Origin of the sequence: Pseudooceanicola atlanticus, assembly GCF_000768315.1 — a bacterium.
GTDB lineage: Bacteria > Pseudomonadota > Alphaproteobacteria > Rhodobacterales > Rhodobacteraceae > Pseudooceanicola > Pseudooceanicola atlanticus.
Window position 1 is genome coordinate 108,618 of the sequence record NZ_AQQX01000005.1, and the last position, 13,047, is coordinate 121,664.

12 protein-coding genes are annotated in these 13,047 nt (G+C 64.4%); 3 read left to right on the plus strand and 9 right to left on the minus strand.

Annotated elements, in window-relative coordinates:
• Nucleotides 1-41 precede the first annotated feature (41 nt).
• From gatA to ATO9_RS13965, 3 genes are all read right to left on the minus strand, one after another.
• Nucleotides 42-1,529, minus strand: coding sequence for an Asp-tRNA(Asn)/Glu-tRNA(Gln) amidotransferase subunit GatA (gene gatA / locus ATO9_RS13955; RefSeq protein WP_043750176.1), 1,488 nt, complete (start codon nt 1,527-1,529; stop codon nt 42-44).
• Between the two features lie 4 nt (nt 1,530-1,533).
• Nucleotides 1,534-1,821: an Asp-tRNA(Asn)/Glu-tRNA(Gln) amidotransferase subunit GatC gene (gatC, locus tag ATO9_RS13960; RefSeq protein WP_043750178.1), complete on the minus strand. Its 288-nt coding sequence runs from the start codon at nt 1,819-1,821 to the stop codon at nt 1,534-1,536.
• A gap of 394 nt (nt 1,822-2,215) precedes the next feature.
• Nucleotides 2,216-2,857, minus strand: coding sequence for a membrane protein (locus tag ATO9_RS13965; RefSeq protein ID WP_043750181.1), 642 nt, complete (start codon nt 2,855-2,857; stop codon nt 2,216-2,218).
• A 59-nt stretch (nt 2,858-2,916) separates the two neighbouring features.
• On the opposite strand from ATO9_RS13965, the gene ATO9_RS13970 reads away from it, so the two are divergent.
• Nucleotides 2,917-3,600, plus strand: a complete 684-nt coding sequence (locus tag ATO9_RS13970) for a metal-dependent hydrolase (RefSeq protein WP_043750184.1) — start codon at nt 2,917-2,919, stop codon at nt 3,598-3,600.
• Nucleotides 3,601-3,655: 55 nt separating this feature from the next.
• Here the strand turns inward: ATO9_RS13970 and ATO9_RS13975 are convergent, their stop codons facing one another.
• From ATO9_RS13975 to ATO9_RS13990, 4 genes are all read right to left on the minus strand, one after another.
• Nucleotides 3,656-5,860: a hybrid sensor histidine kinase/response regulator gene (locus tag ATO9_RS13975; protein ID WP_043750186.1), complete on the minus strand. Its 2,205-nt coding sequence runs from the start codon at nt 5,858-5,860 to the stop codon at nt 3,656-3,658.
• The gene (locus ATO9_RS13980) at nt 5,860-6,909 is read right to left on the minus strand and encodes an FIST N-terminal domain-containing protein (protein ID WP_081979594.1); all 1,050 of its coding nucleotides are present in this window, start codon (nt 6,907-6,909) and stop codon (nt 5,860-5,862) included. The genes ATO9_RS13975 and ATO9_RS13980 overlap by 1 nt, the downstream gene beginning before the upstream one ends.
• A 151-nt stretch (nt 6,910-7,060) precedes the next feature.
• Entirely contained in the window at nt 7,061-7,741 is a 681-nt protein-coding gene (locus ATO9_RS13985; protein ID WP_043750189.1) for a response regulator, read from the minus strand.
• Nucleotides 7,742-7,885: 144 nt separating this feature from the next.
• Nucleotides 7,886-9,649 carry a PQQ-dependent methanol/ethanol family dehydrogenase gene (locus tag ATO9_RS13990; RefSeq protein ID WP_043750191.1) on the minus strand — a complete coding sequence of 588 codons (1,764 nt, stop codon included), beginning with the start codon at nt 9,647-9,649 and terminating at the stop codon, nt 7,886-7,888.
• Between the two features lie 376 nt (nt 9,650-10,025).
• Here ATO9_RS13990 and ATO9_RS13995 point away from each other — a divergent pair, with 376 nt between their 5' ends.
• Nucleotides 10,026-10,991, plus strand: coding sequence for an ABC transporter substrate-binding protein (locus tag ATO9_RS13995; protein WP_043750540.1), 966 nt, complete (start codon nt 10,026-10,028; stop codon nt 10,989-10,991).
• Nucleotides 10,991-11,623, plus strand: coding sequence for an ATP-binding cassette domain-containing protein (locus ATO9_RS14000; protein WP_043750209.1), 633 nt, complete (start codon nt 10,991-10,993; stop codon nt 11,621-11,623). The genes ATO9_RS13995 and ATO9_RS14000 overlap by 1 nt, the downstream gene beginning before the upstream one ends.
• On the opposite strand, the gene ATO9_RS14005 is transcribed toward ATO9_RS14000, so the two are convergent.
• Nucleotides 11,620-12,162 carry a tetratricopeptide repeat protein gene (locus ATO9_RS14005; RefSeq protein ID WP_043750543.1) on the minus strand — a complete coding sequence of 181 codons (543 nt, stop codon included), beginning with the start codon at nt 12,160-12,162 and terminating at the stop codon, nt 11,620-11,622. The genes ATO9_RS14000 and ATO9_RS14005 overlap by 4 nt on opposite strands.
• Before the next feature lie 71 nt (nt 12,163-12,233).
• On the minus strand, nt 12,234-13,025 hold the full coding sequence (locus ATO9_RS14010) for an ABC transporter permease (protein ID WP_043750211.1): 792 nt from the start codon (nt 13,023-13,025) through the stop codon (nt 12,234-12,236).
• Nucleotides 13,026-13,047: the final 22 nt, after the last annotated feature.

Genomic DNA, 13,047 nt, shown 5'->3' on the forward strand with positions numbered 1-13,047 from the left:
ATCTCACCGAACTGCGCCGGTCCAAAAGGAATGGACCGTCTTTACCACCATTTAGCCGGTTTCGCCACAAATCCAGCCGCCTTTTCCAGCGCATAGGCGGTGTTCAGCAGATCCGCCTCTTCCCAGGGCTTGCCGATCAGCTGAAGCCCAAGCGGCAGGCCCTGCTTGTCCAGACCGGCCGGCACCGCGATGCCCGGCAGGCCGGCCAGGTTGACCGTCACCGTGAACACGTCGTTGAGGTACATCTGCACCGGATCGGCGTCCTTCATCTCGCCCAGCCCGAAAGCGGCCGAGGGCGTGGCCGGCGTCAGGATCGCGTCGACCCCTACGGCAAAGACCTCGTCGAAGTCGCGCTTGATCAGCGCCCGCACCTTGCGCGCGCGGTTGTAATAGGCGTCGTAGAAGCCCGCGGACAGCACGTAGGTGCCGACCATGACGCGGCGCTGCACTTCGGCCCCAAAGCCCTCGGCGCGGGTCTTCTCGTACATCTCGGTGATGCCATCGCCCTGGGCCAGCTTGGCGCGGTGGCCATAGCGCACACCGTCATAGCGGGCGAGGTTCGAAGACGCCTCGGCCGGCGCGATCACGTAATAGGCCGGCAGCGCGTATTTCGTGTGCGGCAGCGTGATATCGACCACCTTCGCGCCCGCATCGGCCAGCATTTCCTTGCCGCGGGTCCACAGGTCCTCGATCTCGTCGGGCATCCCATCCATATGATATTCCTTGGGAATACCGATGGTCTTGCCCTTGATGTCACCGGTCAGCGCCGCTTCGAAATCCGGCACGGCCAGATCGACCGAGGTACTGTCCTTCGGGTCGTGCGAACACATCGCCTCCAGCATGATGGCGGCGTCGCGCACGTCCTTGGTCATCGGGCCCGCCTGGTCCAGCGACGAGGCAAAGGCGATCGTGCCCCACCGGGAACAGCGACCATAGGTCGGCTTGATCCCGGTGATGCCGGTGAAGGCGGCGGGCTGGCGGATGGACCCGCCGGTATCGGTCCCGGTCGCCGCGAGGCAGAGGTCCGCCGCCACCGCCGAGGCCGAGCCGCCCGAGGACCCGCCCGGGGTCAGCTGTGCCTCGTCATTGCCACGACGCCACGGGTTCACCGCGTTGCCATAGGTCGAGGTCTCGTTGGATGAGCCCATGGCGAATTCGTCCATGTTCAGCTTTCCCACCATCACGGCGCCCGCGTCGATCAGGTTCTGGCTGATCGTGGATTCGTATTCCGGCTTGAACCCTTCCAGGATCCGGCTCGCCGCCTGGCTTTCGACACCCTTGGTGCAGAACAGGTCCTTGATGCCCACCGGGATGCCGCACATGGCCGGCGCGTCGCCTGCCTTGAGGCGCTCATCGGCGGCGCGGGCCCGCTCCATCGCGATCTCGGGGGTCTTGTGCACGAAGGCGTTCAGCGCGTCCGCGGCGTCAATGGCCTTCAGGCTGGCCTCGGTCAGCTCGACGCTGGTCACGTCGCCCTTGCGCAGCGCATCACGGGCTTCGGCGATGGTCAGTTTGGTCAGCTCGCTCATCGTCTCACTCCACGACTTTGGGGACGGCGAAGAACCCTTCGCGGGCATCGGGCGCGTTCTTCAGGACCTTGTCCTGCTGGTCGCCCTCGGTCACCACGTCCTCGCGCCGCTTCAGCCGCTGCGGCGTCACGCTGGTCATCGGTTCGATCCCCTCGACATCCACCTCGTTCAGCTGTTCGATGAAGCCGAGGATGGTGTTGAATTCCTGCGCGAGCGCGGGCAGAGCGTCATCCTCGACCTTGATACGCGCAAGCTTTGCGACGCGGGCGGCTGTGGCTGTGTCAATCGACATGGGGACTCCCGAACTTGGTTCGGCCCCGTTTACCGCCCTGCCCCCTTGGCCGCAAGCGCTCCCGCAGGGTCCGGCGGGGGTGTCGCGCGCCTTTTCTGCGCTTTGCAAAGCCGTGTGGCGCCGTTTGCAAACCGGAACCGGGCCGGGACTGCGGATTTGACCGCGCTACGCTGGTCGAGCGGGGTTCTGTTGCGGCGGACTTCCGTCCCGGCGGACCGCGAATGTGACATGTCTCTGTTGCCGGATATCGCCTGCTCCGCACGGTCCCTTAACACCCGCCCCGTACCGACGGCATACCGACGCAATACCGACGTGATACCGACGCGATGCCGATGCCGGTTTTCGGCCCCAAGCCCTTGTTAACCCGGCCCTTCCCCCGATTCGGGCGGGCCCGTTAACCTTTGACCAGGAACCGCCACAGAACCTCGATCATCCAGCCCAGCATCACGGCGTTCAGGATGTGCCACATGAAATGCGTCCCCAGCGGCCAACCCGTGCAGACCCCCATGTCCAAGGCCCTGAACAATATGGACAAAACCAGTATGCCTGCCCCGATCGCCAGTCCCTGCGCGACCTCGGGCAGACGGTGCCGCAGCGCCACGGCATAGGCAAAGATCAACAGCGGCACCGGCGCATATCCTGCCGACCCGCCCAGCCCCGGCACCATCGCGAACAAGGGCACGGTCGCCGCCGCATAGGGGAAAAACAGCGCCGTCCCGACCCCGGACCAGACCCAGCTCAGACCCAAAAAGTGCTTATTTGCCAGATAGATATAGGTCAGGATGTAGATCAGGATCGGCACCACATCCGCCACCCCGGCCCAGCGCGTGGCCAGCGTGTGGAAGAGCCCCGACCCCACCCCGATGGCAAACAGGATCGCCGCCAGCACCCGCACCGGCACCACCCCCTCGCCCCGCCGCCAGGCCCAGATCGCCGCGACGATAAAGGCGAGGTTTGTCAATGCGTTGACCGGCTCCGCCCAGAAACCGGGCCCCAGCCTTTCGCAATATCCGTCGACCTGAGCGCTCCATTCCATCGGGGGTTTCCTTATGCCGTTCCTGCGCTACGCTCTCGCCAAAGTCATAGGAGGACAACATGAAAATCACCTGGCTCGGCCATTCCGGCTTCCGTATTGAAATCGCAGGGGAAATCCTGCTGATCGATCCGTTCCTGACGGGCAATCCGCTGTTCCCCGAAGACCGCCGCGCCGAAGCGATCGAGGGCGTTACCCATATCCTCGCCTCCCACGGTCATGGCGACCATGTCGGCGACCTGATCGACATCGCGAAATCCAACGACCTGCCCGTCTCCGGCATGGTCGAGCTGATGGGGTGGCTGGGCAATAATGGCGTCGAAAAAGCCAATGGATTCAACAAGGGTGGCACGATTTCCATCGGCGACGTGAAGGTCACGATGGTCCATGCCACGCATTCCTCCTCCACCCCCGATGGCAGCTATGCGGGCGGGGAATCCGGCTTCATGATCTCGGGCGAAGGCCATACGATCTACTTCTCCGGTGACACCGACGTCATGGCGGACATGAAGATTTTCAATGACTTGCACGAACCCGACATCGGGCTGCTCTGCTCCGGCGGGCATTTCACGATGGACATGAAGCGCGCCGCCTATGCCGCGAAAACCTTCTTTGATTTCAAGACGATCATCCCGTGCCACTACAAGACCTTCCCGCTGCTCGCCCAGTCGGCGCAGGAGATGATCGACGCCCTGCCCGGCACCAACGTGGTCGAGCCCGAAGTGCTGAAACCGATCGAATTCTGATCGTCGGGGGCGGCGACACGCCGCCCCAACCCCTCTGAAATACTGGTGAAAACCGTCAGGTCCTCTGCAGGGCGCAGCCATTGAGGAAGGTGAAGAACTCTGTCCAGTCGATAGGCTTGGGCAGCAGGTTCACCCCCGCCGCGCGGCAGGCCATGTTCAGCTCCGGCCCGCGGTTGGCACTGACGATCCGGGCGGGCACGTCTCCGTGCAATCGCCTGATCTTGTGCAATAATTCCAGACCGTTCATGCCGTCGCCCAGCTGGTAATCCAGCACCAGCGCGTCTGGTCGCAGGTCGATCTCCGACAGCAATTGCAGGCCCTCTTCGCCATTCCAGGCATGGATGACCTCGCCGCCCCAGCCCTCGATGGTGAGGGTCATCGCCTTGGCAATGCTTTCGTCATTTTCCACGAGGAAGACAATTTCCCCGTTCAATTCCGGGGCTTTGCGGCGGACCGGGATCGGCGCCGGCGCCTCTGCCACACCGAGGCGCACGGGCAGATCGACACTGAAGACGCTGCCCTGCCCGGGTTCGGAGAACAGCGACAGCGAATGATCGAGGCTCTTGCAGGCGCGCTCCACGATGGCCAGGCCGAGGCCAAGGCTGTGTTCGGTGTGGCTGGTGTCCAAGCGCTTGAATTCCTGGAAGATACTCGCCTGATCCTCTTTCGCGATCCCGCGCCCGGTATCCCAGACCTGGACCCGCGCCACGCCACCGACCCGTCGCACCCCGACCAGCACCTTGCCCCTGTCGGTGTAGCGGATCGCGTTGGACACGAGGTTCTGGATGATCCGGCGCAGGTAGCCCGGATCGCTGCGCACCGACAGGCCGGAGCCGACGACCCGCAGGTCGATCCCCTTGGCCGCCGCGACGGGTGTCAGCTCGTCCCGCAGCGGGTCCAGCACCGCCGACAGCCGCACGGTGCGGACGTCGAAATTGGGCCGTCGCGCATCCAGCCGCGAGATGTCGAGAAGCGCCTCGATGATCTGTTCGACGCTGGACAGCGCGCTTTCCGCTTTGGTCACAACGTCTTGTTGTTCCACGCTTTCCACGCTGTTGGCGAGGGAATTGATGAACAGTTTCGCGGCCGAGAGCGGTTGCAGCAGGTCGTGGCTGGCCGCCGCCACGAAGCGCGACTTGGAGGCATTGGCGCGCTCGGCCTCGGACAGGGCGATGCCCAGTTCGCGGGTGCGATCCTGGACGCGACGTTCCAGCATCTCGTTCATCTCGGACAGGGCGCGCGCGGCCTCTCGTTCCGCCGTCACGTCGGTGAAGCTGATGACGAAGCCGCGATCCGGCATCTCCTGCGCGAAGACGTTGAGGATCTGGCGTTCCGCGCGCACCACTTCGAAGGCGACGGGGGGACGGCCCTCGTTGTTGTTGGCCCAGCGGACCAGCATATCTCCGTCGAATTCATCAACGAATTCAAGCTGATCGCGCAACCGCTCCAGCAGGATCATGAAGTTGCGCCCCAGGGCGAGCTCCTGCGGGGGCAGGTCCAGCAGGTAATCCATCCGCTTGTTCCAGCCGACCAGGTTCTTGTCCTTGTCGAAGATGCAGACGCCCTGGTTGAGGTGGTCGAGCGTAGCCTGAAGGATGCGGGCCTGTTCATCCCGCATCTTCTCGCGTTCCTTGCGTTCCAGCCGGATGATGTTGGTCACGTCGGTCTGAAGGATCACCGTGCCGCCGCGCGCAGTGCGGTGTTCGCTGACCTGAAGCCAGCGGTCATGGGTCAGGGACACGTTGAAGGTGACGCGATCATCCCGGTGCCGCCGCGTCCGCTGCGTCGCCCAGAGCTGCGGTGTCATGGGCGTGGGCAACGACAGGTGACGGCTGTTGGAGATCAGGCGCACGTAGTTGGAAAAGGTCAGCCCCTCGTGCAGGCGCGGTTCGACATCGGACAATTCGCGGCAGAAGCGGCTGTTATAAAGGACCAGACGGTCGTCGGGACCGAACAGCGCAAAGCCCTCGCTGACGGTCTCGATCGCCTCGATCAGGTTTTCGCGCGCGATCAGGGTTTCGCGGTTCGCCGCCTCGAGCCGGGAATTGGATTCCTGCAGCAGGTCCAGCGTGCGTTCCAGGTCGATCGTGCGTTCGCGCACCTGCACCTCGAGCAGGGCGGCGCGTTCGAACTGGGCATAGGCGACGCCGGATTGTTCGTTCTTTTTCTCGACCTTGCGCATCAGCGCGCCGACGATCTGAAGCAGCTTTTCGTTCTGCCGTTCCAGGGAATCCTTGGGGTCTATGAGGGAGGTCGACATCACGAGGCCTCCGTATCCTTCGCGTAGAGCGCCACGCCGGTCATCGTGTGGTTGACGTGCAGCGGGCCGATCTGTTCGCCGTAGGTCGAAAAGCCGATCACCTTGTGACGGGCCAGGATGTCAGAGAGATCGCGGGTCGCCTGGTTCTGTTCGGCCTGGATGCGGCGCAGGATGCAGTCGCAGCCTAGGATATCGGTCAGCGGCCCTGCCCCGGCGATCAGGTTCAGCTGTTCCTCGAGATGTTCGACGAGGTTGCGGGGTTCGGCCACGGTCAGGACCATGCCCTCGTCCACGGCGGAAAAGAAGACCAGTTCTCCATCCGCGTTGACCTGCTGGATCGCGCGGACATGGTGGCTGTCGCCGATGCGGACGACGACCGGGTGCGAGGCAAAGGTGAAGCGGTCCAGTTGATCGGGATCCTTGCCGACGATGCGGGCATATTCGCGGGCCGCGGGTTCGGCGTTGATGGATTTGACGATGCGCCGGTCCGGGTCGGCGCCGGTCACGACCATCTGCCGTTCCGTGGGCACGAGGTGGTCGATGCTGAAGACCTGCGCCTGAAGATCGGTCTGGATAAGGGTCAGCACGGCCGCGTCCTGGCGGGCCTCACCGTTGAGCGAGACCTGCGTGCGCCCGAAATTCAGCCCATCCCCCGCAGAGCCACCGAAGAGCGGCATGTCCCGCAGGGCGGGCGCGATCAGCGAGGTCAGCGTATCTTCGCGCAGGGACAGCCCGTCGATGGCGAGGAAGGCAAAGCCCTGGGGCTTGTCCTCGTGCTGTTCCTGCAGGGCGACGCGGGCCAGGGCGATACGGTCGATGACCCCTTGCGAGGTCTGATCGGTCAGCCCCTCGATCAGGATCGAGGTGGACACGAAGTGATCTGCCGGGAAGCCGATGGCGATCACCTCGCCCTCGACATAGCCGCCGGCGCCGATCTCTCCGGCGGTGGTGCAGGCGACGACATCGGTGTCGAGGAAATGCGCCCGGAACCGCGAGACGAAAGCCGCGAAGTCGGTATCGGGTGAAACAAAGAGGATGACCAGCGACATGGGGGTGTTCCCCAGGTCTTTCAGCAGTTTTTCAACGGCTTGCGGGTCATGCGCCGACGCCTGCGCACGGCACAGAGAGTGCCGCGACCCCGCTGGCGGGTCGAAGTCCTGTCGCATCAATTGTGGCCTCCCTTCCACAACGATAGAGGCGCTAGTCTTCGCTTGGCAATAGGCTTGTAAACCTGGCCTCATGCGCCACAAGGACGGCCTGGGTGCGGCTTTGAACACCGAGTTTCCGCATGATCGCAGTGACATGCGCCTTCACCGTGGTTTCGGCAATCGACAGGTCGAAGGCGATCTGCTTGTTCAGCTTGCCTTCGCAAATCAGGTGCAGGATGCGGGCCTGCTGGTTGGTCAGCGACGACAGGCGTTCCACGCTCTGGGTATCGACTGCGCTGTCCTCGCCTTCGACGAAGCCGCCGGGCTTGTAGACATTGCCGGCGCGGATCTCGTCCATTGCTTCCTTGAAGGTGCTGCGGCTGGAATGCTTGGGCACGTAGCCCGAGGCCCCAGCGGCGATGGCCGAATTTATCACGGCGTTTTCCGTCAGGGACGAGACGATGATGATCTCGGATTTCTCCGACTTGCGCTTGAGGCTCAACAGCCCGTCCAGCCCGCTGACATCGGGCAGGTTGAGGTCGAGAAGGATGATCGACGGGGCGGGAAGGCCCTCAAGTTCGTCCAGGGCCGCGGCCAGGCTGTTGGCGGTGCGGACCATGGTGAAGTCGGCGACGGATTTCAGGGTCAGTTCCAGCGCATCGCAGAACAGGGGGTGATCATCGACGATCAGCGCCCAACGACCGATGGACGGGTTGGTGACGGTGTCGGACATGGGGACCTGCTGTACTTTCATGAGATCACTATAGCCCCATTTCGCGCGTCGGGATGTTACCAAAAGGTATTATGCCCGCATGCCGGGCACGAAAAAATGCGCCCCCTCGGCGGGGGGCGCATTCCAGGGGGTCAAGCGCGGGGCTTACTTGGCCGCGAACTGCTCCGGGAGGCGGAAGGTCCACAGCAGGCCACCCTGGTTGAGGTAGTTCACCTTCTTGGCGACCTCGCCACCCCAGAGCGGAACCGCGCCACCCCAGCCTGAGATCACGGTGACATACTGGGTGCCGTCCTGTTCCCAGGTGATCGGCTGCCCGACGATGCCGGAGCCGGTCTGGAAGGACCACAGCTCTTCCCCGCTATCGGCGTCGAAGGCCTTGAACTCACCTTCGGGGGTTCCGGTGAAGACCAGCCCGCCGGCGGTCGCCATCACGCCACCCCAGAGCGGGGCATCGTTCTTGTATTCCCACTTCACCTCGCCGGTGTCGGGGTCGATGGCCTTGAGCGATCCGATATGGTCCTCGTAGTTCGGCTTGATCGTGAAGCCGGACCCCAGGTAGGCCGCGCCCTTCTTGTAGGAAATCGGCTCGTTCCAGATATCCATGCCCCATTCGTTCGACGGCACGTAGAAAAGACCGGTATCGGGCGAATGCGCCATCGGCATCCAGTTCTTGCCGCCCAGGAAGGACGGGGAAGAGAAGACGACCTCGCCCTTCTTCCCATCTGCGGCGTCTGCCGGATTGCCGGGACGGTTGGCCTCGTTGAAGATCGGGCGACCGGTGTCGTCGATGCCCTCGGCCCAGGTGATGTCCTTCACGAAGGGCGTGGCCGAAACGAACGCACCGTCTTCGCGGTTCAGCACGTAGAAGAAGCCGTTCCGGTCCGCGGTGGCGTAACGCTGGTTGCCCGAGCGGTCGGTATAGGCCACGACCTCGTTCACGCCGTCATAATCCCAGCCCTCGCGCGGGGTGGTCTGGAAGTGCCACTTGATCTCGCCGGTCGCCGGGTCGATGCCGAGGCGCGAGGCGGCATAGAGGTTGTCGCCCGCATTGCCCTCGACCGGAGTGCCTGCGTTGCGCAGGTGGCTGTTCCAGGGCGCCGGGTTCCCGGTACCGAAGACCAGCGTGTCGGTGTCCGCGTCGTAGGAGCCGCCCAGCCAGGTCGCCCCGCCACCGGTTTTCCACATGTCGCCCGGCCAGGTCGCGTTCAGCGTACCGGTCATTGTGGATTCCTCGCCGTTGAGCGTGCCCATGTGGCCTTCGATCACCGGGCGGGTCCAGACCAGTTCGCCGGTTTCGGCGTCACGCGCCTGCACTTCGCCGACGATCCCGAACTCGCCGCCGGAATTGCCGGTGATGACCAGGCCCTTCACGATCAGCGGGGCGGCGGTATAGCTGTAGCCCGCCTTGTAATCCGCGATCTTCTTGTTCCAGACGACGTCGCCGGTATCCTTGTTCAGCGCAACGATGCGCGCGTCCAGCGTGCCGAAATAGATGTTGTCGCCGTAGATCGCTGCACCGCGGTTCACCACGTCACAGCAGGGCAGGATGCCCTCGGGCAGACGCGCATCATATTGCCAGAGCTCTTCGCCGGTGCGGGCGTCGATGGCGTAGAGACGCGAATAGGAGCCGGTGATGTACATGATCCCGTCATGCACGATCGGCTGGGTTTCCTGGCCGCGCTGCTTTTCCCCGCCCAGCGAGAAGGCGTAGGCCGGCACCAGGTTATCGATATTGTCCCGGTTCAGCGTGTCCAGCGGCGAGAACCGCTGCAGGTGGCGGCCCATCCCGTTGGTCAGCACGTCGCCGGTCGTGGCGGCATCGTTGGCAAGGTCTTCCTCCGTGACCTGTGCCGAAGCCATGCTCGCCGCCACCATGGACGCCGTCAGGGCAAGTATGAATCTGTTCATTGCGTTTCCTCCCATAGGGTCATTGCCGCCCGGCGCGGGACAGACAGCGCGGGACGAACTGGACGGGAGTATTCGGGCAAACACGGCATCCGGGTATTGAACATTGGTCGTACGACCCTGCCCTGCTCTACAACCAAAGTCGCGATGCGACATCCGCGCCATCGGGCTAACCTGTCCGGCAGGGAGGAAACATCATGCACGAAAGCGCTCTGCCGGGGCCGTCTGTGCCCGTTCCCGCATGGGGAACGGGTGGGGAGCCCTATGCGCGCAGTCCGTGGATGATGAACCGAGACATGTTGGTACGATCCTCCTGCCCCTCAGGCCATGCAACCTCTGGCTGCACAAAGACATCGCAAGGAGCATCATCGTGACACGCATCAGAACCTTCCTGGCCGCCGCGCTGTGCGGCCTCCTCTCCACCGGAGCGGCGCTGGCCGAGGCGCCCGTTCTTAAAGTGGCCGTGCTGAAGATCGGTACGGTGAACTGGGAGCTCGACAGCATCCGCCACAATGGCGACGACACGGCCAACGGCTTCGCGCTTGAGGTGCAGGGCATGGCCGGCGGATCGGCCAGCCAGATCGCCTTCCAGGGCGGAGAGGCCGATGCGATGGTCACGGACTGGCTGTGGGTGGCGCGGCAGCGGGCGGCGGGCAAGGACTACGTCTTCATACCCTATTCCCGCGCCGTGGGCGGCCTGCTGGTCAGGCAGGACAGCCCCGCCCAAAGCCTGTCGGACATGCAGGGCAAGGCAATCGGCATCGCGGGCGGGCCGCTCGACAAGAGCTGGTTGATCCTGCAGGCCTACGCGGAGCAGGAATACGAGCTGGACCTGAAGGCCGGGACCGAACAGGTGTTCGGCGCGCCGCCGCTGATCTTCAAATCCGCCCTGTCGGGCGAGGTCGATGGCGCGCTGAACTACTGGCATTTCAACGCCAAGATGCAGGCCGCCGGCATGCGGACGCTGATCGACGTGGCCGACGCGGCGCGGGCGCTTGGCCTCGATCCCGACACCCCGCTGCTGGGCTATGTCGTGAAGGGCGAATTCCTGCGCGACAATCCCGACCTCGTGCAGGGCTTTGCCGCCGCCAGCCGGGCCGCCAAGATGCGCCTGGCCGAGGATGACGCGGAATGGGATCGGCTGCGCCCGATCATGAACGTGAAGAACGACGCCCAGTTCGAGGCGCTGAAGGCCGGGTTCCGCGCCGGCATCCCTGCGCCGGGCCCGATCGACGAAGCCGCCGCGGCCCGGATGCTGGCCCTGATGGCGAAGCTGGGCGGGCCGGAGCTGGTCGGAACCACCGACACGCTGCCCGATGGCGTCTTCCTGAACACGGGCGGCTGATGCTGGACGCCCTGCCCCCCACCACCGTCGCGCGGCTGGAACTTGCCAGTTTCTCGCGCGGCGGGTCGGTCATCCTGCGCAACATCCACCTGGACCTGCTGCGCGGGCAGACCCTGGCGCTGGTCGGCCCGTCGGGGATCGGCAAGACCACGCTGCTGCGTATCCTTGCGGGCCTTGAGGACGGGTATTCCGGGCGGGTTTCGGTCGAGGGGCGGGTTGCCGTCGTTTTCCAGGAACCGGCGCTGCTGCCCTGGCGGAGCCTTCGCGACAATATCTGCCTGCCCACCGGCGCGACGCGCGACGCGGCCGAAGCGATGCTGGCAGAGGTCGGCCTGGCCGGACGCAGCGGCGATTTCCCCGGTCAGCTGTCCCTGGGGCAGCAACGGCGCGTGGCCCTGGCCCGCGCTTTTGCCGCGGCGCCTGACCTTTTGTTGCTGGACGAACCCTTCGTGTCTCTGGACGCGGCCCTGGTGCAGGACATGATGGACCTGTTCCTGAAGCTCAGGGACCGGCACCGGGTCGCGACGCTGTTTGTCACCCATGCAGAAGCCGAGGCGCGCTACCTGTCAGACCGGATCATCCGCTTGCAGGGCAGCCCGGCCAGCCTCGCCCCGCTCAGCGCGATCACCTAGAAAAGCGGCGCGTATTTCCAATCATCGGCATCCGGCGTGACCTCGTCGAGGTCATAGCCCGCGCCTTGCAGGCGTTTGGCCACGTCCAGCCCTTCGGCGGCGGCGGTGTCCACATATTGGCGGCCAAGCGCCTCGTCCTTCGCCACGCCATGGCCACGCATCAGGTCCAAACCGTAATTGAACTTGCCCACCGGATCACCGGCCTCGGCCGCGCGGCGATCCCATTCGGCGGCGGCGTCCGGGTCGTAGTCTCCGCCCAGGCCGTTATTGTCCAACTGGCTCATCCAGGTCATCGCGCCGGTATATCCGGCGGCGGCACAGGCCTCGAAGATCGCGCGGGCCGAGGCATGGTCCCCGGATTTCGTCATCAGGTAACCGCTGGCGCAGACCATCATGTCGATCTTACCCTTGCGGGCCTTGTCGACATTGGATTGCCACGTCATCTCATCCGGGTTGAGCGTGCCGTGGGCGTTCGGGTCCTCCTCGGCCAGGGCGGGGGTCGCGACCAGAAGGGCGGCAAGGATCAGTGCATGTTTCATCGGGTCCTCCTTGGTGCGCAGGATAAGAGGCCTGCGCGCATGGGTCATCCCCGCCATGGTCGTAGTTCGGGTCAGCCCTTGCGACCTTTCAGGCCGCGCGCCGGGTCGTAACCGTAGATCGCGCCGCAGGTGAAAACGACCGTTGCCAGCAGCGTCCAGCCCAGTGCGGCGGCGTTGAACTGGCCGTAGAGCGCGAAGCGGAGCAGCTCTACCGCGTGGGTGAACGGGTTCAGGGCACAGATCGTGTAGAGCAGCTCCGAACTTTCTGCCATTTTCCACAGCGGATAGAGCGCGGAGGACAGGAAGAACATCGGGAAGATGACGAAGTTCATCACGCCCGCGAAGTTCTCCAACTGCTTGATGAAACTGGACAGGACCAGCCCGAGCGCGCCCAGCATCAGCCCGACCACGACCAGCGCCGGAAATAATGTCAGGTAGCCTTTCCAGGGGGGCGTGATGCCGAAAGCCCCGGCGATGGCGAGGAAGGCATAGACCTGAAGGATCGAGATCGCGGTAGAGCCGACGAGTTTCGAGAACAGCAGCCACCAGCGTGGCAGCGGGCTGGTCAGAAGCAGTTTCATCGACCCGGTTTCGCGGTCGTAGACCAGGCTGAGGGAGGACTGCATCCCGTTGAAGAGCATGATCATTCCGCAGAGACCGGGCACGATGTAGGTCTCGTAGGTGATGTAGGTCTGGTAGGGCGGAATGATACTGACACCGAGGGCCGCGCGGAAGCCGGCAGCGAAGACCAGCAGCCAGACCAGGGGCCGGACCAGCGCGGCGACGAACCGTTCGCGCTGATGCACGAAACGCAGGGCCTCGCGCAGGATGATGGCGCGCAGGGCAGTCAGGTGGCCGGTCACGGGGCGCTGTCCTGTAGGTCTG